Source organism: Hirschia sp. (genome assembly GCF_058892565.1).
Window position 1 is genome coordinate 1 of sequence record NZ_JBZXVU010000020.1, and the last position, 18,867, is coordinate 18,867.

The 18,867-nt window shown below is 43.8% G+C and carries 19 protein-coding genes; 8 read left to right on the forward strand and 11 right to left on the reverse strand.

Annotated elements, in window-relative coordinates; genetic code table 11:
* Together AC5EF3_RS08385 and AC5EF3_RS08390 are read left to right on the forward strand one after the other, a co-directional pair.
* Positions 1-648: LolA family protein (locus AC5EF3_RS08385; protein ID WP_493547715.1), on the forward strand; the 648-nt coding region annotated here is incomplete at its 5' end.
* A gap of 332 nt (positions 649-980) precedes the next feature.
* Positions 981-1,790, forward strand: coding sequence for an exodeoxyribonuclease III (locus tag AC5EF3_RS08390; protein WP_493547716.1), 810 nt, complete (start codon positions 981-983; stop codon positions 1,788-1,790).
* Positions 1,791-1,799: 9 nt separating this feature from the next.
* On the opposite strand, the gene AC5EF3_RS08395 is transcribed toward AC5EF3_RS08390, so the two are convergent.
* Complete coding sequence (locus tag AC5EF3_RS08395) at positions 1,800-2,486, reverse strand: response regulator transcription factor (RefSeq protein ID WP_493547717.1); 687 nt, start codon at positions 2,484-2,486, stop codon at positions 1,800-1,802.
* 105 nt (positions 2,487-2,591) lie between these two features.
* On the opposite strand from AC5EF3_RS08395, the gene AC5EF3_RS08400 reads away from it, so the two are divergent.
* Positions 2,592-3,113, forward strand: coding sequence for a L,D-transpeptidase family protein (locus AC5EF3_RS08400; RefSeq protein ID WP_493547718.1), 522 nt, complete (start codon positions 2,592-2,594; stop codon positions 3,111-3,113).
* Positions 3,114-3,119: 6 nt separating this feature from the next.
* Here the strand turns inward: AC5EF3_RS08400 and AC5EF3_RS08405 are convergent, their stop codons facing one another.
* A complete protein-coding gene (locus AC5EF3_RS08405; protein WP_493547763.1) occupies positions 3,120-3,806 on the reverse strand; it encodes a YggS family pyridoxal phosphate-dependent enzyme in 687 nt (228 codons plus the stop codon).
* 1 nt (position 3,807) lies between these two features.
* Here AC5EF3_RS08405 and AC5EF3_RS08410 point away from each other — a divergent pair, with 1 nt between their 5' ends.
* Complete coding sequence (locus AC5EF3_RS08410) at positions 3,808-4,434, forward strand: thiamine phosphate synthase (protein WP_493547719.1); 627 nt, start codon at positions 3,808-3,810, stop codon at positions 4,432-4,434.
* 17 nt (positions 4,435-4,451) lie between these two features.
* Here the strand turns inward: AC5EF3_RS08410 and AC5EF3_RS08415 are convergent, their stop codons facing one another.
* Both AC5EF3_RS08415 and AC5EF3_RS08420 read right to left on the reverse strand, forming a co-directional pair.
* Positions 4,452-4,907, reverse strand: coding sequence for an NtrZ family periplasmic regulatory protein (locus AC5EF3_RS08415; RefSeq protein ID WP_012777870.1), 456 nt, complete (start codon positions 4,905-4,907; stop codon positions 4,452-4,454).
* Between the two features lie 114 nt (positions 4,908-5,021).
* Complete coding sequence (locus AC5EF3_RS08420; protein WP_493547720.1) at positions 5,022-6,212, reverse strand: porin; 1,191 nt, start codon at positions 6,210-6,212, stop codon at positions 5,022-5,024.
* A 181-nt stretch (positions 6,213-6,393) separates the two neighbouring features.
* Between AC5EF3_RS08420 and AC5EF3_RS08425 the strand changes: the two genes are divergently transcribed.
* From AC5EF3_RS08425 to holA, 4 genes are all read left to right on the forward strand, one after another.
* Positions 6,394-6,846, forward strand: coding sequence for a DUF3576 domain-containing protein (locus AC5EF3_RS08425; RefSeq protein WP_012777868.1), 453 nt, complete (start codon positions 6,394-6,396; stop codon positions 6,844-6,846).
* Between the two features lie 158 nt (positions 6,847-7,004).
* Complete coding sequence (leuS, locus tag AC5EF3_RS08430) at positions 7,005-9,587, forward strand: leucine--tRNA ligase (RefSeq protein WP_493547721.1); 2,583 nt, start codon at positions 7,005-7,007, stop codon at positions 9,585-9,587.
* Positions 9,584-10,186 carry a hypothetical protein gene (locus tag AC5EF3_RS08435; RefSeq protein WP_493547722.1) on the forward strand — a complete coding sequence of 201 codons (603 nt, stop codon included), beginning with the start codon at positions 9,584-9,586 and terminating at the stop codon, positions 10,184-10,186. Before leuS ends, AC5EF3_RS08435 begins: the two co-directional genes overlap by 4 nt.
* Positions 10,183-11,187 carry a DNA polymerase III subunit delta gene (gene holA, locus AC5EF3_RS08440; protein ID WP_493547723.1) on the forward strand — a complete coding sequence of 335 codons (1,005 nt, stop codon included), beginning with the start codon at positions 10,183-10,185 and terminating at the stop codon, positions 11,185-11,187. The genes AC5EF3_RS08435 and holA overlap by 4 nt, the downstream gene beginning before the upstream one ends.
* 1 nt (position 11,188) lies before the next feature.
* Here holA and AC5EF3_RS08445 read toward each other — a convergent pair whose 3' ends face one another.
* The 7 genes from AC5EF3_RS08445 to rho all read right to left on the reverse strand — a co-directional run bounded on the left by AC5EF3_RS08445 (position 11,189) and on the right by rho (position 18,721).
* Entirely contained in the window at positions 11,189-12,157 is a 969-nt protein-coding gene (locus AC5EF3_RS08445; RefSeq protein WP_493547724.1) for a ParB/RepB/Spo0J family partition protein, read from the reverse strand.
* Between the two features lies 1 nt (position 12,158).
* Positions 12,159-12,959 (reverse strand): ParA family protein, encoded by an 801-nt coding sequence (locus tag AC5EF3_RS08450; protein WP_012777863.1) that lies wholly within the window; start codon positions 12,957-12,959, stop codon positions 12,159-12,161.
* Positions 12,956-13,606, reverse strand: coding sequence for a 16S rRNA (guanine(527)-N(7))-methyltransferase RsmG (gene rsmG, locus AC5EF3_RS08455; protein ID WP_493547725.1), 651 nt, complete (start codon positions 13,604-13,606; stop codon positions 12,956-12,958). The genes AC5EF3_RS08450 and rsmG overlap by 4 nt, the downstream gene beginning before the upstream one ends.
* A complete protein-coding gene (gene mnmG / locus AC5EF3_RS08460; protein WP_493547726.1) occupies positions 13,606-15,468 on the reverse strand; it encodes a tRNA uridine-5-carboxymethylaminomethyl(34) synthesis enzyme MnmG in 1,863 nt (620 codons plus the stop codon). The genes rsmG and mnmG overlap by 1 nt, the downstream gene beginning before the upstream one ends.
* A 98-nt stretch (positions 15,469-15,566) precedes the next feature.
* Complete coding sequence (gene mnmE / locus AC5EF3_RS08465; protein ID WP_493547727.1) at positions 15,567-16,931, reverse strand: tRNA uridine-5-carboxymethylaminomethyl(34) synthesis GTPase MnmE; 1,365 nt, start codon at positions 16,929-16,931, stop codon at positions 15,567-15,569.
* Between the two features lie 63 nt (positions 16,932-16,994).
* Positions 16,995-17,345 (reverse strand): Spx/MgsR family RNA polymerase-binding regulatory protein, encoded by a 351-nt coding sequence (locus tag AC5EF3_RS08470; RefSeq protein ID WP_493547728.1) that lies wholly within the window; start codon positions 17,343-17,345, stop codon positions 16,995-16,997.
* A gap of 92 nt (positions 17,346-17,437) precedes the next feature.
* Positions 17,438-18,721 (reverse strand): transcription termination factor Rho, encoded by a 1,284-nt coding sequence (gene rho, locus AC5EF3_RS08475; protein ID WP_015828969.1) that lies wholly within the window; start codon positions 18,719-18,721, stop codon positions 17,438-17,440.
* Between the last annotated feature and the right edge of the window lie 146 nt (positions 18,722-18,867).

The following is an 18,867-nucleotide window of genomic DNA, read 5'->3' on the forward strand; positions in this document are numbered from 1 at the left end:
GCTTTTGCAGCACCTGCTCAAGATGTGGATACTTTGCCAAATCAACAAATTGAAATTGTTGAGAGTGCCAACCAAGTAATTGCCCCCGCTGTTGATTTTCAAAACAACGAACTTCTTGCCAAAATCAATGCGAGAATGGCTGATACAAAAACAGCACGCGGCGGCTTCAAACAAACGGACGCAATGGGAGAAATCACAACAGGTGATTTTTATCTTCGGCGTCCAGGGCGCGTTCGTTTTGAATATGCCGCCCCTACCCCGTATTTAATTGTTTCAGATGGAACAACGGTCGCGATTGAGGATAAAGAATTAGACACAATCGATCGTGCACCTTTATCTGCGACGCCGTTAAAGCACTTTCTCAAGAAAACACTCAACCTGGCTGAGGATACAACTATTCTTGATGTCAGATCACTTCCAGATTCCCACCTCGTTGTCATAGAAGACAACCCCAAGAATGGTGATGAAGCTATTGATGGATTAGTTTTTCTGAAATTTTCTAAAGAAAACTATGATCTCATGGGATGGGTGACGATAGATGGGCTTGGAAATGAAACGCGTGTAGATTTATTCGACATGGAATTGAATGGAAATATCAGCCCTCGTCTCTTTGTTCTTGAAGATGAGGACAATAGAGACCGTCGTTAAATGGACGCAGGACTCACAATTAAGCCAACATTGTGTCTGTCGACCTTTTGGTCACACAAAAAAATAAAATAAAACTTATTGTATTTTAGATTTTTATGTGTCAATTTTACCACGTCAGTTTCAATACGAAGGCTTGGTTTCCCCCCGCAGGCTTTTTCTAAACTGATCTGGTTGAAAGGGAGCTATCCCCTCCTCGAATACCACAATTTATCGCGCCCGATTGTTCCCCGCAGTCGGGCGCATTTGTTTGTTCTTCATTTTGTTGATTATTGCTATGCGGCCTTACATTTGATGGCTTGCAATAATTCGCAACGCTCCATAGACCTAAATCTATGACAGATCTTCGTTTAACTTCTTGGAATATAAATTCCGTCCGTTTGCGCATGCCTCGCGTGGCTGATTTTATTGCACGCGAAAAGCCAGATATTTTGTGCCTTCAAGAAATAAAATGCCGCGAAGCAGAATATCCGCTTAAAGCATTTGAAGAGGCCGGCCTCCCCTATGTTGAGATTGCTGGACAAAAAGGAATGCATGGCGTCGCTATTGGGTCGCGATATCCATTAGAACGGTTGGAAACACCCGATTTCTGTATGCGTGAAGAAGCTAGAGCAATATCAGTACGCGTTGCAGGTGTAGAAGTTCACAATCTATATGTACCAGCTGGCGGCGATGAGCCTGACCCTACAATCAATGATAAATTCGCACACAAGCTTGAATTCCTCGCGCGCATGGAAAAAACTTATTCGGCTCGGTCAAATGATTCACAGCCGCTTATTGTTGTTGGCGATATAAATGTTGCACCCAGAGAGCATGATGTTTGGTCACATAAACAATTGCTGAAAGTTGTCAGTCACACACCGATAGAAACTCAAGCAGTAGATCGTATTCTAAAAGAAGGTGGTTTTGCTGACATTGCTCGCGTGAAGCATGAAGACAAAGAAAAACTGTACTCATGGTGGAGCTATCGCGCAAAAGATTGGGAAAAATCTAACAGAGGGCGCCGCCTAGATCACATTTGGGCAAACAGAGCAGCCACTCCCCTCACCGATCCGGCTAGCTATGAAATTCACAAAAATGATCGCGGCGGTGAAAAACCATCCGATCACGCACCTGTAACGATTAATCTAAAATCTGCTGTTTAAAAGCAAACCCTATAACTGCAGCCTGTATCCACCCGTTTCTGTAATCAACAGATACGCATGTTGTGGGTCAGGTTCAATTTTCTGGCGCAATCGATAGATATGAGTTTCTAGTGTGTGGGTGGTTACATTTGCATTGTAACCCCACACTTCTGATAGAAGCTCTTCCCTCGCAACAGCTTTGCCTTCAGCGCGATACAAATATTTCAAAATATTTGTTTCTTTTTCGGTCAGACGTATCTTCTTGCCCGCTTCGTCCGTCAAAGACTTCATAGACGGTCTAAATTCATATGGCCCAACTTTAAAAGTTGCATCTTCACTTTGTTCAAATGTTCTTAAATGCGCGCGAACACGAGCAAGTAATACAGTGAATTTAAAAGGCTTAGCGACATAATCATTGGCACCAGAATCTAATCCAAGCACCATATCTGCGTCAGAGTCTTGACCCGTCAACATTATGACGGGAACACGAAGACCATGTTTACGCATCAATTTACAAGCATCACGGCCATCCATATCTGGCATTTCGACATCTAGAATTACAAGATCTGGCTTTTCAGCTTCAGCCAAGTTCATTCCTTCAGTCGCATTGTGCGCTTGAATGATGGAAAACCCTTCATGCCGCTCAAATTGCTCTGCCAACGCCTCACGCAGGTCATTATCATCATCTACGATAAGAATGGTCTTAATTTGCGACACGTTGATCTCCTCACAATGGTTGTCTTTAGATTATGGTCATAGAATTAAGGCCAAAATCTATACATTAGATTAGAATGTAAGCATTGTTATTGAGTGGTGGAAGAGATGAGTAGCTATTATCACGCGAATTTTAGAGCAAATGAGAGCTCTGTGATCTCTTGGAAGGACAAAAGCTATCGCTGTTCACTTGGAAAAAAAGGGCTAATCCTCGCAAACCTTAAACGCGAGGGAGATAATAAAAGTCCCATTGGTGAATGGCCGATAAGGCGTGTTTTCTATCGGCCAGATAGGCTAAATTGCCCAGAAACTAAGTTAGAAACATTTGCTCTATCTCCCTCAATGGGATGGAGTGACGACCCGGAAGACACAGAAAACTACAATCGTCTTGTGAATCTGCCTTATGCATACAGCCATGAGAAACTTTGGCGTGATGATGGCGTATACGATATTATCGTAGAGCTAGGTTATAATGATCAACCGCCCATTCTGGGAAATGGAAGCGCAATCTTCATGCATATTAAAAGAAATGAGTATGAGGGCACAGAAGGTTGCGTTGCGCTTGCCAAAGAACATTTACTCGAATTACTCGAAGATGCTCAAATCGGTGATTTCGTGAAGATCGATTAAGTTGGATTATGCTTTGGAAATACGCTCCCCAAATAAAGCAGATCCGACTCTCACATGCGTCGCCCCAAAACCTATCGCTGTTTCAAAATCACTACTCATTCCCATTGATAATTTAGAGATTCCGTTTCGATTTGCTATTTTTCTAAGCAGGGCAAAATGGGGTCCAGCGGGTTCATCAACAGGTGGAATGCACATTAAACCTGATATTTTCAGGCTAAATTCACTGACGATTTGTTTTAAGAAATCATCTACTTCTCCAGGAAGTATACCAGCCTTTTGATCTTCCTCTCCTGTGTTAACTTGAACAAATAATTCTGGGTTTTTTCCAGTTTTCTGTACCGCTTTTGCAATAGACTGGGCAAGCTTCAGCCTATCAATGGTTTCAATGACATCAAATAATCTAACTGCTTCCTCAGCCTTATTGGTTTGCAATGGACCAATCAATCTCAGCTTCAGATCAGGGATTTGTTGTTTACGTTCACCCCAGCGTTCAAACGCTTCTTGAACTCTATTCTCTCCATAGACACGCTGACCTATTGCCAACATATCCTCTATTCTGTTTTCTGGTTGTACTTTGGAAACAGCGGTTAAAGTGATAGATTGCGGGTCCACCCCTTTTGAAAGGGCGGTTTTTTCAATACGTGCTAATATATCTGCGCGTCGCTCGGAAATAGAAAGATCAGGTGTTTGCATCATGAGTTTTGTTGAACCGCAAACTTCCGATCGTCGCAAGCTTCTATCTGTAAATCGTGCATATTTCTTATCTAGAAAACCTGCTCGATTGGAATCTGTTTTACCAGCAAGCATATTTGTAACAGATCCAAACCGAACACCTGATCCGGTTTCCATTGCAAGGCAATTGCCTCAAGGCAGTGGAATACTATATCGGCATTTTGGTAAAAATGATCGTTTCACTATTGGAGAAGAGCTAAAGATCATAGCCAGAAAAAATCGTTTGAAACTGATAATATCTTATGACCCAAAACTAGCTGATTTTATTCAGCCAGATGGAGTCCATTGGCCCAAAAAATACATCAGACACTTTTTACAACATAAACGGTTTTACAAACTTAATACCTGCTCTGCCCATTCATTCAGACAGATTTCAAATGCAGGTAAATTAAATTTTGATGCTTGCTTTGTCTCGGCTGTTTTTCCAAGTCGCAGTCCATCCGCACCCAATGCGATGGGTCCAGCAAAACTAAGGTTTTTGTGTCAGGAGTCGCAAATTCCAATTTACGGATTAGGTGGATTAAACCCCAAAAATGCACACGCAATCATCAAACATGCAGGATATGCAGGTGTCGACGGCTTTACATGAATTCAAATAGTTGAAGTTTAGAAAGAAAAAGCAGACTCGATGCGAACACCAGTTTCATTCTCTTGATCTACCCAGCTTGATGTATCTTGAGAAAGTCTTTCTCCACCAATACTAATCCCGCCACCAATACGGAAGCGAGGTGAGAACTGATAGAAAGCACCAGCTGTGATTTCTTCTTCTGGAAGCACATGCACATCATCACCTGAACGACGTGTCATATCAAGGGTCAGCCCCCAACGACCATTTCCGCTCCAAGCCAACCCAAACTCATCAGTTTCAGTAGTAGGTGCGACTAGAAATGATTTCTTTTCAGCATCTTCATTCGCTTTGTAAACAAAACTTTCATACCATTTTATTGGTGCGCTATTTGTTTCAAATTCAGCTACAGTTGACTCAACAACTTGTGGCTCATCAGCCCAAGCAGGTGCAGCAAACATAGCAGCAGAAATTAAAAGACCAGCGAAAAGTTTCATAACAACCCAAATAAAAAATATTTATTCCACACCCTCCTACTACTACCATAGGCGCCTATCGGAAAGTGTAATTCCTCCAAAAGTGCGGAATAAAGCTTAAATTTCCTTTAAGTGTTACTCATAACGCACAATAAGCTCGAAAACGGCGCCATTCCCTTCAATTTCCTGGTTAAAATATTCAGTCTTTGACGAAATGTAAGATAAGCCAATATCTACAAATTTGTTGAGAGGCTTAGAAACTCCCAAAGAGAAATTTTCACCCGAGATATCCAGCAATTTGTCTTTTGCACTTCCAAATTCTGCACCGACGACCCAATCATTGATTTCCCGCGTTAAACCGATTTCCCATGCACGATAATTAGCATTCTCACTTTCAATGGCATTATCAGAATCTATATACCTACCGCCCAGTTTCCAATCACCTTTTTCAAATTCTGCTCCCCCCCCAATAGCTGCATAATCGCCAAACCTCGAATCAGCACTCGATGAGGTTGCATTTATGCCGGTTAATCCAAGCCTGACTCGAAAATCCTGATCTCTAAACAAATGGGAAAACGATAATCCAGCTTCGTAGACATCTTCCAGATTGGCATTTTTGACGCCTGCCGTATTAACACTTGAGCTAAAATCAACACCTTTAGCATTCGCTTTTGGAGTGTAGGAAGCACCGGCACGAAAGCCAAGCAATCGCGGCGACATATATGTTATTTTGGTGCTGGGTCCGGTCACATCATTTCTGGATCTAACGATAGAAGACGATGTCGCATTTAATCGAGAACTATTTGGACTCCCAAACTGCATCACACGCGGTGGTCTAGCATCCAACCGAGCCGCCGCCCCAATATCTCGTCCGACACTCAATTCTCCCCAACCTGATTTTAGATATAAAAAAGCCTGTTCAAGACTCCCATACGGGCCATAATCTACCTCATTAGAAGAAACTGAAAGTCCTGTTGATGGAGCACGTATTCCAGTAAAATCACTGTTTTCAGCTAATTCATTGGAATCAAACTGCAAATGTCCTGCAAAACCTTGTCGCGTTTCATTATCAATTTGACCACGTATCTCGCCGACAAAACCAAGCGACATACCATTGTCGAAATAGTGTTTTTTTTCAATTCCGATACCAAATTGCGTTGCAAAAGGCTGACTTTCTGAAGAATTATTTTCGTCAATGAGACGACCCAATAATACAGCTTCCGCATTGAATTCTATAGGATTATCCTGCGCTTGAGCGGATTGCCCAACGCTGCTTGTGCCAGTCGCCACCACAAAAAATCCAGAAATCAGGTTTTGATATTTCATTCCATCTACGTCCTTATTCTGAATGCATATTAATCATGAATCAAATTGACGAAGTCTTATATGTCCGAAACTTATCGCGAAGACCATACATCTCAACACTTGCGCCATAGGGCATCTGCCAGTTAATGAGGTGTTTAGAAATGGTGCAATACCCCGCGCCTCTGACATGGAGTAAAGGCATATGGCCTCTGTAAAGATCACCGGATTCGCAATTTTGGCAGCATCGCTTGCAGCAACAGGCTGTTCGTCGTTTGGCGGTTCTTCTGACCAGGCAACTGTCAGAAAAGTAAGCGCAGACGGTAAACAGCAAGCTGGTATTGGCGTAAATGCTTACCTCTGGCGTGCATCCCTCGATACAATTAGTTTTATGCCTCTAAAATCAGCAGACCCATATGGCGGTGTTATCAATTCAGATTGGTACGCAAACCCAGAATTACCTGATGAGCGTTTTAAAACCACTGTTTACATTCTTGATACAAGATTGCGCGCCGACGGTGTGAAAGTTGCTGTGCAAAAAGAAGTGCTCGTAAACGGTAATTGGCAAACAGCAAATGTCGATGAAGGAACTGGTGCAGCGCTCGAAAACGCAATTTTGAGCCGTGCGCGTGAGCTTCGTTTGTCTTCGATAGAATAGTTCATTCTAACAACTTCAAAATTTCTTGGTCATCAATTCAAATTGACATACCAGATACACCTTATGAAACTCACGCCGTGATCTAAGATTTCGGCGTGTTTGAAATAATATACTTAAAATAGGCATCAAGAATCTACTTGATGGATGGAAGGCGATTTATGGTCTCGCGATATAATGCACGCGAAGTAGAGCCCAAATGGCAAAAAGCGTGGGCAGACGCTCAAATTTTTGAAGCGAAAACTCCTGCAGAAGCTGGCGATATGCCAAAAGCATACGTCCTTGAAATGTTTCCATACCCATCAGGTCGCCTCCACATGGGTCACGTTCGCAATTATGCGATGGGCGATGTTGTTGCCCGTTTTCATATTTCAAATGGCTATAATGTGCTTCATCCAATGGGTTGGGATGCATTTGGAATGCCGGCTGAAAATGCAGCAATGGAAAAAGGTGCTCAACCCGGCGTTTGGACTCACGAAAACATAGACGCCATGAAGGAACAATTTTCTCCTTTGGGACTGTCTCTCGATTGGAAACGCGAATTCGCCACTTGTGATGCAGACTATTATGGCCAGCAACAAAAAATCTTCCTGAAATTTTGGGAAAACAATTTGGTTTTCCGTAAAAAATCGAAGGTGAATTGGGACCCAGTCGACAATACTGTTCTTGCTAATGAACAGGTCATTGATGGCAAGGGCTGGCGTTCTGGTGCCATTGTCGAACAACGCGAGCTTGAGCAATGGACTCTTAAAATAACCCATTATGCTGAAGACCTGTTAAAGGGATTAGACAGCTTAGACCGCTGGCCTGAAAAAGTCCGTACCATGCAAGCCAATTGGATTGGTAAAAGCCTCGGAGCAACCTTTACATGGCCATTTGCTGGTGAAGCACCCCAAGGGCATGAAAAAGGCATAGACGTCTTCACAACGCGCCCTGACACACTTTTTGGTGCGAGTTTTGTTGCTTTGGCTCCTGATCACGCCATTACAAAAGAATTGGCGAAAACCAACCCCAAAATTGCTGCTTTTATCGCTGAAGCAGCGAAAGGTGGAACAACAGAAGAAGCCATAGAAAAAGCACCAAAACTCGGCATTGATCTTGGCTTAAAAGTTAAACACCCTTTCAATCCTGAATGGGAAATACCTGTCTGGTCTGCCAACTTTGTATTATCAACATATGGATCTGGTGCTGTTTTTGGGTCTCCTGCTGGTGATCAACGCGATTTAGATTTTGCCCGCAAGTATGACTTGCCAGTCATACCAGTCGTACTCCCAGCGAATGCTGATCCAGAAACCTATACGATAGAGAATGAAGCCTATACTGGAACAGGCACTCTGTTTAACTCTAAATTCCTTGATGGCCTATCGACATCAGAAGGGATTAAAGCTGCAATAGCAAAGCTTGAAGAATTAGGCTTGGGGTCTTCCTCCACAACATACCGTTTGCGTGACTGGGGTATTTCTCGTCAACGCTATTGGGGATGTCCTATCCCTGCAATTCGTTGTGATGATTGCGGTGTCGTGCCAGTCCCAGAAGACCAGCTTCCGATTAAACTTCCTGATGATCCTGATTTTTCAGCGCCTGGAAATCCGCTCGATCGTCACCCGACTTGGAAGCATACAACTTGTCCAAAATGCGCAAAACCAGCAACGCGTGAAACCGATACTTTAGATACCTTCATGGATTCATCTTGGTATTTCGCGCGCTTTTGTGATTCAGATTCGATTGAACCCGTCAATAAAGAAGCTGCAAGCTATTGGTTACCTGTGGACCAATATATTGGGGGTGTAGAACATGCTATCCTTCATCTTCTATATTCTCGCTTTTTTACAAGAGCCATGCATGATTGCGGAATCATAGACCTTCCAGCCGGTGAGCCATTTGCAGGATTATTCACGCAAGGCATGGTAACTCATGAGACTTACAAATCTTCCGAGGGCAAATGGTTATCTCCTGAAGACATAGAAGAGCGTGACGGCAATCTTGTTGAATTAGAAACAGGAAAGCCTGTTAGCGTTGGACAAATTGAAAAAATGTCCAAATCAAAAAAGAACGTTGTCGACCCGTCTATAATCATTGGAGATTATGGTGCAGACGTCGCGCGCTGGTTCGTATTGTCAGATTCTCCTCCAGAACGCGATGTAGAGTGGACTCAATCAGGCGCAGAAGGTGCATGGAAATTCATTCAGAAATTGTGGTCCTTGGCCGAGGCTGGCCCCGCTGAAGATGATGGTGAAATTGGCGACGGAGCAGCATCGGAACTCCTTCGTGCTACCCACAAAACAATCGATGGCGTTACACGCGGCATCAAAGACTTTCGTTTCAACACATCCGTCGCTCAAATCCATGAATTCTCAAATACTTTGAAAAAAGCCGAGAATGCGAAAGGCCCCGGTATAGCCACTGCCCGTCGATTTGCGTTGAAAACACTTGCGCAGCTCGTCTCACCTTTTGCACCCCACGTCGCTGAAGAAAGCTGGGCTGCTCTTGGTGGTGAAGGCTTAGTCTCTAGTGCACCTTGGCCTATCGCTGATGAAAAGCTAATGACTTCCGATACATTGACTATGCCGGTTCAAGTTAATGGAAAAAAACGCGGTGAGATAGAAGTCGATAAATCAGCGACAAAAGATGCTGTCGAAGAAATAGCGCTCAGTGATCCCAAAGTAGCGGCATTTCTTGCGGATAAAACCGTGAAGAAAATTATTGTCGTTCCAGGCAGAATTGTGAATATAGTGATCTCATGACCCAGAAACACTTCATTGCTTCTATGTTACTAATCACAACTGCTAGCCTTGGGCTAAGCAGTTGCGGTTTTCAGCCTGTTTATGGAAACGTGGATGCTATGAATGGGCCTATCAAAGTCATGCAAATTGATGGGCGTATCGGGCATAGGTTGCGGCAGGAATTAACACGCACACTTAGTAGCGGACTTCCAGGAATAGAAGATGGTGCATTTTTAACTGTTACCGCAGTAGAAGGTTTGCAACGCTTAAATCTTAAAGCCAATGTTGGGGTCTCTCGTACCACTATAATCGGTACAGCAAATTACACTCTACGAGATATTGAAGGTAGGGTTTTGTTATCCGGATCTGTGAGCGTCCAAACTGATTACGACGTCGCTAATTCTGAATATGGAGATATCGCACTACAAACGGATGCACGAGAACGTGTCGCTTATCTGCTGTCGCGGCGCTTACAAGAACAACTTTCTCTAGATGCAACCTCATCAAGACAAGATATTCAAATGAAGGAAGCAGAGTCCACCCTTACTGAAACTGCAGAAGAAGATAATGCAGCTAAATCTCTTGAGGACAACCAAGATAAACTGGACCGTATTCCTTGAACTTATCAGGCGACAAAGCTCTAAATTTTGTTCAAAGGCCTAAAGCAGGCATAAATGTAGTGCTTGCATTTGGCGAAGATCTTGGCGTCGTGTCAGACGCTGCACAAACGCTAGTTCAGAAATGGCGTAAGGTTGAAAACTCCGAACTCGACATTGTTCGTTTGCATGAAGACGAATTGAAGAAAGATCCCGGATTACTAACTGAACACCTCAGCGCAGTTTCTTTGCTAGGTATCAAACAGATCCTTCGCGTGCGATTAAGCAATGAATCGATCGCCAAACAATTGATTACGGTCGTGGATCAAATCGCTACGGGTAAATTATACCCAGAGAATTTTCTCATTCTGGAAGCAGGAGAACTTAAAAAAAGTTCTAAACTTCGAACAAGCTTCTCTACGTCTCCCGATACAGCATGCTTACAATTTTTTGCTGACTCAGACGTCGAGACTAGTGAATACATCCGTATAAAACTAAGTGACCTAAACATCCAAATTGACGAACTTGCTTTGGAACAATTTGCAGCGGAGCTACCCGGTGACAGGCGGCTCGCAAATGCAGAGATAGAAAAGCTTAGCCTTTATGCTTTCGAGCTTGGGCGTTCAATCCAACCAGATGACATCAAAGCTATCTGCTCTACAGAACAACCGCGCGGCGCTGACAACGCAGCTGACGCAGCTTTAGCGGGCGATATTGATGAGGCCAATAAGTCTCTCGACCGATTTTTGGATGCAGGCGGTTCAGCTATCTCAGCGCTAAGGACACTGCACTACAGACTATTGAGAGTTATCGATGCTCAGTCTGGAGCACGTTTTCTAAGGCCACCAGTATTTGATCGCGACAGACCTGCTTTCAATAAAATGCTAAAAGATTGGGATGCCGCCAGATTAAACCGCGCATTGTCCACCCTGTATGCAGCTGAGAAAACCTGCAAACAAGGTGGCATACCTGCCGAAGCAATATTAAAGATCGTCATCGATCGCTTCAGCCGTCGTCAAGTCTAGATCAGCGTGTCGCCCGCGCTGACGTAAGACGTCGACACACATCATCCAACTGCTCTAATTGCGTGTACTGGATTTTGATCTCACCGCCCTTATTGCCCTTATGTTTAATTTCAACATTCAAGCCAAGAGCGTGCGCTAGATCAGATTCCAACGCTTCCGTATCAACGTCTTTATGGCCTGCGGGTTTGGTAGCAGATTTCTCTTTCATACCATTTTCAGCAAGCATTCTGAACTTATGCGCTAATTTTTCGGTATCACGCACAGACAGACCATTTTTCATCACACGCTCTACCACGAGCATAGGATCTGGTGCACCCAAAGCCGCCCGTGCATGTCCAGCACTTAAATGACCTTCTCTCAAAAGGTCACGCGCCTCATCAGGAAGATTTAATAACCGAAGCGTATTTGCGATATGTGGACGACTTTTTCCCACATGATCCGCCAGCATATCCTGTGTCCGACCAAACCGTTTGATCAAAGATTGATAAGCTTCCGCTTCCTCTAATGGGTTCAAGTCCGCACGTTGCACATTCTCGATGACACCAATTTCAAGAACCTCCAACTCATCCAGCTCTTTGATAACAGCCGGTACAGTGCGCAGCCCAGCACGCGTCGCTGCGCGCCAGCGGCGCTCTCCTGCGACGATCTGATACTTACCATCCCCCTTATTAGGATCAGGACGCACGAGAATGGGTTGAATAACACCTTTAATTCGAATGGACGCTTCCAACTCAGCAAGGTCTTCTTCCTTGAAAGTCTGACGCGGCTGGTTTGGGTTTCCAGAAATTGATTTAATCGGAATTTCTAGAGCGTTTAACTTTGCCAAACCAGAACCACTTGCTGGCACTGTTTTCTTTGCTGCTGAATCTGGTTGCAGAGCTTGCTCACCAATCAAATCCATCAATCCACGACCTAGCCGTGATGGTTTCGCTTTAGGCGCTGCATCTTCTTTGTTTATGTCTTTAGCCATATTATGCACGCTCCCGTTCTCTTTGAATCACTTCACTGGCCAGCTTGATATATGCCTCACTACCGGAACATTTGTGATCGTAAAGCAAAGCAGGTTTTCCAAAACCAGGCGCTTCAGACAATCTCACATTCCTTGGAATGACCGTCTCATACACTTTAGAACCAAAGAAAGATCTAACGTCTGCTTCAACCTGCGCCGATTGCGCTTGACGCTTGTCATACATCGTCAACACAATTCCCTGAATTTCAAGCTCGGCATTCAATGCACCGCGTACAACTTCAACAGTGCGTAGCAATTGACTCAAACCTTCCATCGCAAAAAACTCACACTGTAACGGCACAAGAACCGCATCACAGCCAGTCATGGCGTTTATCGTTAGAGAGCTAAGAGATGGCGGGCAATCAATTAAAACGAAATCATATTCATCGCATTCGCCATTTGCCGCTGCATCTCTATAGGCGTCCATAGCGTCTTTAAAACGATAAGACCGGCGTGGATCATCAGACAGTTTGGTCTCAACACCAGAGAGGTTTTCATCTCCAGGAATGATGTGAAGCCTTGGTATAACCGTCTCTTTGCAAGCTGCACGTATCTCTGCGCCATCAATGACAACATCATAGCTGGTAAGATCACGTTCTGACGGTGGTATGCCCAAGCCTGTGGAAGCATTACCTTGAGGGTCAAAATCTATTAGAAGTACTTTGCGGCCCGCTGCTGCGAGGGCAGTTCCTAGATTGATAGAAGTCGTGGTTTTCCCAACGCCTCCTTTTTGGTTCGCTACTGCGATAATCCGTGTGCTCATTTATTTCGACGGTTAAGTCCCTTAACAACCAGAATACGACCTTCGGTATGACTGAAACTCTCATGCAGCTCGTAATCAAACTCCCAGTCAGACTGAGCAATTTCGATTTCTTGCAACACTTCTTTCCCTTTTAGGAATATACAGCTCGCCTTATTAGCGAGGAATCTTTCGCTATAATCGTAGAGTTGGGGCAATGATGCAAGCGCTCTTGACGTGACATGATCGTAAGTTTCACGTGAAACACTCTCAATTCGTGAGTTTTCTACAGAAATATTCAAATTCGCCGCTCTAGCAGCCGCCCTCAGAAATGCGCATTTCTTCCCATTAGATTCTACAAGCGTATATTTTTCTGCGGCATTACAAGATGCACACGCCATAATAAGTGCCGGAAAACCTGCACCAGATCCTAGATCAATCCACTTTGATGCATCATCAGAGCGGTATTGATAGACCTGTAATGAATCGAGAATATGACGCCGCCAAAGACGATTACGTTCTAATGGACCAATAAGATTGTGAGTCTTTCGCCACTTATCCAAAACTTCGACAACGATATTTATTTTATCAAATGTTTCACGTGAAACATCTAAATAGTCAGAAAGATCCTTCGACCGAAACCCGTCTTCATCCACCAAGGGATTATTCATTAGCTAGCTGCTTTCTGAGATTTCTTTACATACGCCAACAAAGCCGTAATAGCCCCTGGCGTAACACCTTCAATCCGGCTCGCTTGCCCCAATGTGATGGGTTTTATCAATTCCAGTTTGGACCGCACTTCATGGGATAATCCTCCCACTAATTTATAATCCAGCGACTCAGAGAGTTTTAAACGCTCGTCTTTCTGGAAAGATTCAATATCAGCTTTTTGTCGATCAAGATAAGTGGCGTAGATCGCTTCGATTGAAAGCTGTTCCTGAACCTGTTTTGAAAGCTCCAATAGTTCAGGCCATTTCTTAGCAAGTGTCTCATACTCAACGTGCGGGAAAGCTAGCATTTCATACGCACTACGACGACGGCCATCTTGGGTAATCTTGACGCCAATATCAGTCGCTTCATTGGGCGTCATAGCCAATCTTTGAAGCAACTCTCTACCGTGCTGAAGCGCGTTCAGTTTATTGTTGAATGCTGATCTACGGTCCTCGCTAATGATATTCCATTCATCAGCGAAAGGTGTAAGCCGCTGGTCCGCATTATCCGCACGCAGTGACAATCTATATTCAGCGCGTGACGTAAACATGCGATAGGGTTCAGACACGCCGCGTGTCACAAGGTCATCTATCATAACGCCGATATACGCTTGAGAGCGATCGAGAACAACTGACTCTAAACCCTGTGTCGAACGCGCAGCATTCACGCCTGCCATAAGGCCTTGCGCCCCAGCTTCTTCATACCCAGTTGTCCCATTTATCTGACCAGCCAGATAAAGACCCGGAACCTTCTTCAGCTGTAAATCAGCTTTAAGCTCTCTAGGGTCCACGTAATCATATTCAATAGCATAACCATATTGAACGACTTTGACATTCTCCAAACCCTTCATCGTGCGAAGGAATTTATCCTGCACATCAGCCGGCAATGAAGTCGAAATACCATTCGGATAGACAAGATCATCATCTAAGCCTTCGGGCTCTAGAAAAATTTGATGCTGGTTTCTATCTGCAAAGCGCGTGACCTTATCTTCAATAGATGGACAATAGCGCGGTCCTTTACCAGCTATGGCTCCAGAATAGACAGCTGACTTGGAGATATTGTCATTGATAACTTTGTGCGTCTCTTCATTGGTGTAGGTCATTCCACACTCAATTTGAGGCACAGTTATTTTATCTGTCAGGAAAGAGAATGGCACTGGATCATCATCGGCCGGCTGCATTTCTAACTGCGACCAATCAATGCTGTTTTTATCCAGTCTTGCGGGCGTTCCAGTTTTAAGGCGGCCCATATCGAGATCCAAACTATAAAGCCGCTTGGAAAGTTCTTTTGCAGGTTGGTCGCCAATACGGCCAGCAGGAATACGCTCTTCGCCGCGATGTATTATTCCATCAAGGAAAGTCCCTGTCGTTAGCACAACAGCTTTGCTTTTGTATATCGTTCCGCTTTCGCCAACGACACCTGACAAAACATCATTTTCAAATGTGAGATCATCAATGCCGTCTTCAATGACAGTCAAATTTTTCTGCGCCTTTACAGCAGCTTGCACGGCATTTCGATAAAGCTTTCTATCAGCTTGTGTACGAGGTCCTTGTACAGCTGGGCCCTTAGATCGATTGAGCAATCGAAACTGAATACCAGAGACATCAGCAGCACGTCCCATAATGCCATCAAGAGCATCAATCTCGCGAACGAGGTGTCCTTTGCCCAAGCCGCCAATAGCTGGATTACATGACATCTCACCAATAGTGCTTGCCTTGTGCGTGATAAGCGCAGTGTTCGCTCCAGCGCGCGCAGCAGCTGACGCAGCTTCTACACCGGCGTGTCCACCACCAACAATTATGACATCAAAATCTAAATTCATGCTGACCATCCAAATACCAAGCACAAGCATTTAGAGATTTTATATCAGTTCGTCGACTCCGCCAAATGAGAATTGATCAATGTGTTTCACGTGAAACATCACTTTCCGATACAAAACTCACCAAAAATTCTGTCGAGCACATCTTCGGAATCTATTTCACCAGTAATTTTTCCTACATCGCGTGCGGCCAGTCTAATATCCTCTGCAATAAGATCTGCTGAGAAATCATTTTCCATGGCAAGGATGGCGTGTTGTAAGTTTTCTTTGGTAGATAATAATAATTGTTTGTGGCGTTGGCGAGAAACTAGCGGCGCAGAAGCACCCGTCGACATACGGTCAATAACTGTCTGTTCTAATTTATCTTTGATACGTTTGACATCTTCAGACATCTTCAGCGAAACTTTTTCTCTGAATACTTTTTTGTCCAAATCAGAGAGATTTAAATCTTGAGGAGTTCCATCAGACAAGTCTGCTTTATTTGCTAAAATAAAGTCTCCATCCTGCGCTAAACTTAAATCAGGAAGAGGTTGGTCATAACCGTGCATGAAAATCCTGAGATCACTTTCAGTTGCTCGAATTAAAGCTCTACGAACACCTTCGGCTTCTATCTCATCGCCTGTATCACGCAATCCTGCCGTATCAGAAAGCCAAACCACATAACCGCCTAACTCTAGCCGCACCTCAACAATATCACGCGTTGTTCCAGCTATACTAGATACAATCGCAGCATCACGGCCGGTCAGTGCATTTATAAGCGTTGACTTACCCGCATTTGGCGGACCAATAATCGCAATTTTAAATCCATCACGAACCGCCAAACCTGCATTCGCATTTTCCAAAGCCAAATCAATTGAAGCAATTAAATCCTTCACAAGCGGATAGGCGCGACTATCCACACCGCTAGGCACATCATCCTCGTCAGGAAAATCTATTGCAGCATCAAGTGAAGCCATTGCATTGATTAAATCTGAGCGCCAATTGAGACATTGCGCGTGAAAAGCGCCGTCATATTGTTGCATCGCTTGGCGACGTTGAGCATCTGTTTCGGCATCAATCAAATCCCCAATAGCTTCAGCTTTGGTAAGATCCATACGTCCATTTTCAAAAGCTCTGCGCGTATACTCTCCAGGCTCTGCCAGACGACAAAGTTTAGTTGCTAAACATGCATCTATAACGGAAGCAACAATCGCTGTTCCACCGTGAAGGTGAAGTTCAACAACATCTTCGCCAGTAAAGCTATTAGGGCCAGGCATAAAAGCGACAAGCGCTTCATCCAGTTGATCCCGTTTGGCGGAGTCTGATGGATGAAACAATAATCGAATAACCAGCTTACGTCTTGAGGGTAATTTCTGTGCAGTTAAAAGCTGTAAGATCTCTCCAGCCTTTGAACCAGATAACCGGATAACAGATACCCCAGCTTTACCCGACGCGCTCGCCAATGCACAAATAGTGTTATTCGACATGTTATTTTGACCAAATTGATTTGTTTCACGTGAAACAAATTTTACCAATTGAAACAAGTTTTGCTAAATAAGTTCCAGAATTCTCTGTTTCTGTTCGTCTCGGAATCCCAGAACTATTTCATCGCCGATTTCAAATAATGGTCGTTTCATAAGACTTGGATTTGCCAAAAGCAAATTAACAGCTTTTTCGTCAGTTATGTCATTTTTCTGATCGTCAGAAAGACCTCGCCAAGTCGTACTCGCTTTATTGATCACTTTATCCCAACCCAATAAAGCAACGTATCTTTCTAAATCATTTTGAGGAACACCATCAGATTTTACATCTCTGTATGTAAATCTAATATCATTCTCAGCAAGCCATTTTTGCGCTTTTCGACAAGTATCACATGCTTTAAGGCCGGTCATTGTAAGCATTGAAAATTCCATTCGTTTGATAATTTAAATACAAAAAAGGGATGACACAAATTTGCATCATCCCCAATTCTTCATTCGAAAAATATATAATTCTAGTTCTTCATAGAATCGAAGAATTCATCGTTATTTTTCGTTTGCTTCAATTTATCAAGTAAGAACTCGATTGCATCCTGTGCACCCATTGGGTTGAGGATACGACGAAGAATATAGACTTTCTGTAGATCTTTTTGTTGCATAAGAAGCTCTTCCTTACGCGTACCAGATTTAAGAATATCAATAGCAGGGAAGACACGTTTATCAGCGATTTTACGCTCTAGAACGATCTCTGAGTTACCTGTACCTTTGAATTCCTCAAAGATAACCTCATCCATACGTGATCCAGTATCAATCAATGCTGTTGCAATGATAGTCAACGAACCGCCTTCTTCAATATTACGAGCAGCACCGAAGAAACGTTTCGGACGTTGAAGCGCATTGGCGTCAACACCACCCGTTAGAACTTTACCTGATGATGGAACAACTGTGTTGTAAGCACGACCAAGACGCGTAATGGAATCGAGCAGAATAACAACATCACGACCATGCTCAGCTAGGCGTTTGGCTTTCTCGATAACCATCTCAGCCACTTGAACGTGACGTGTGGCTGGCTCATCAAACGTAGATGAAATTACCTCACCTTTAACAGAACGCTGCATGTCTGTTACTTCTTCTGGACGTTCATCTATCAGCAAAACAAGTAAGTAACATTCTGGGTGGTTCTCAGCGATTGACTGAGCGATGTTTTGTAAAAGAACAGTTTTACCTGTACGAGGCGGCGCAACAATCAGCGCACGCTGACCTTTACCAATCGGCGCAACGATATCAATTACACGACCAGATTTATCCTTGCGTGTAGGGTCAGGAATTTCAATGTTGAAGCGTTCTTCTGGGTAAAGCGGCGTAAGGTTATCAAAGTGAACTTTGTGTTTAACCTGATCTGGTGCTTCAAAATTGATGGACTCAACTTTTACAAGCGCGAAATAACGTTCGTCATTTCTAGGTCCACGAATTTCACCTTCAACAGTGTCTCCAGTACGCAAACCCATTCGGCGAATTTGCTGTGGACTGACGTAAATATCATCTGGTCCAGGAAGGTAATTGGATTGAGGAGAACGAAGGAAACCAAATCCATCAGAAAGGACTTCCACAACACCACCACCAACGATTTCAACATCGCGTTCGGATAGCTCTTTTAGAATGGCAAAAAGCAATTCTTGGGTACGTAAGGAAGAAGCGTTTTCAACTTCGAGATTTTCAGCGAATGCAAGTAAATCTGTAGGAGATTTAAGTTTCAGCTCCGCAAGCGTCATACGCTCAGGGGTTTCAGTCTCAGACATAAACCAGTTTTTCTTTTTTCTATGAGTAACGAATTACGGTATAAATAGGAAAGTCGAACCTAGGTTCGCGCATATTTCGTAACGGTCAGAATAGCCGTTTGAATTTTCTTCACCACATTCACGGTTAAAAGTCAACATCTACAGAA

What these genes read in the sequence shown, in the direction of transcription:
- rsmG (WP_493547725.1), bottom strand. Translation starts at nt 13,606, where the DNA reads ATGAATAATCCCTTGGTGGATGAAGACGGGTTTCGGTCGAAGGATCTT.
- rho (WP_015828969.1), bottom strand. Translation starts at nt 18,721, where the DNA reads ATGTCTGAGACTGAAACCCCTGAGCGTATGACGCTTGCGGAGCTGAAA.
- AC5EF3_RS08410 (WP_493547719.1), top strand. Translation starts at nt 3,808, where the DNA reads ATGAGTTTTGTTGAACCGCAAACTTCCGATCGTCGCAAGCTTCTATCT.
- AC5EF3_RS08445 (WP_493547724.1), bottom strand. Translation starts at nt 12,157, where the DNA reads ATGGCTAAAGACATAAACAAAGAAGATGCAGCGCCTAAAGCGAAACCA.
- AC5EF3_RS08435 (WP_493547722.1), top strand. Translation starts at nt 9,584, where the DNA reads ATGACCCAGAAACACTTCATTGCTTCTATGTTACTAATCACAACTGCT.
- AC5EF3_RS08405 (WP_493547763.1), bottom strand. Translation starts at nt 3,806, where the DNA reads ATGCAAACACCTGATCTTTCTATTTCCGAGCGACGCGCAGATATATTA.
- AC5EF3_RS08420 (WP_493547720.1), bottom strand. Translation starts at nt 6,212, where the DNA reads ATGAAATATCAAAACCTGATTTCTGGATTTTTTGTGGTGGCGACTGGC.
- AC5EF3_RS08470 (WP_493547728.1), bottom strand. Translation starts at nt 17,345, where the DNA reads ATGCTTACAATGACCGGCCTTAAAGCATGTGATACTTGTCGAAAAGCG.
- AC5EF3_RS08450 (WP_012777863.1), bottom strand. Translation starts at nt 12,959, where the DNA reads ATGAGCACACGGATTATCGCAGTAGCGAACCAAAAAGGAGGCGTTGGG.
- AC5EF3_RS08415 (WP_012777870.1), bottom strand. Translation starts at nt 4,907, where the DNA reads ATGAAACTTTTCGCTGGTCTTTTAATTTCTGCTGCTATGTTTGCTGCA.
- mnmG (WP_493547726.1), bottom strand. Translation starts at nt 15,468, where the DNA reads ATGAATTTAGATTTTGATGTCATAATTGTTGGTGGTGGACACGCCGGT.
- AC5EF3_RS08425 (WP_012777868.1), top strand. Translation starts at nt 6,394, where the DNA reads ATGGCCTCTGTAAAGATCACCGGATTCGCAATTTTGGCAGCATCGCTT.
- AC5EF3_RS08390 (WP_493547716.1), top strand. Translation starts at nt 981, where the DNA reads ATGACAGATCTTCGTTTAACTTCTTGGAATATAAATTCCGTCCGTTTG.
- AC5EF3_RS08400 (WP_493547718.1), top strand. Translation starts at nt 2,592, where the DNA reads ATGAGTAGCTATTATCACGCGAATTTTAGAGCAAATGAGAGCTCTGTG.
- leuS (WP_493547721.1), top strand. Translation starts at nt 7,005, where the DNA reads ATGGTCTCGCGATATAATGCACGCGAAGTAGAGCCCAAATGGCAAAAA.
- mnmE (WP_493547727.1), bottom strand. Translation starts at nt 16,931, where the DNA reads ATGTCGAATAACACTATTTGTGCATTGGCGAGCGCGTCGGGTAAAGCT.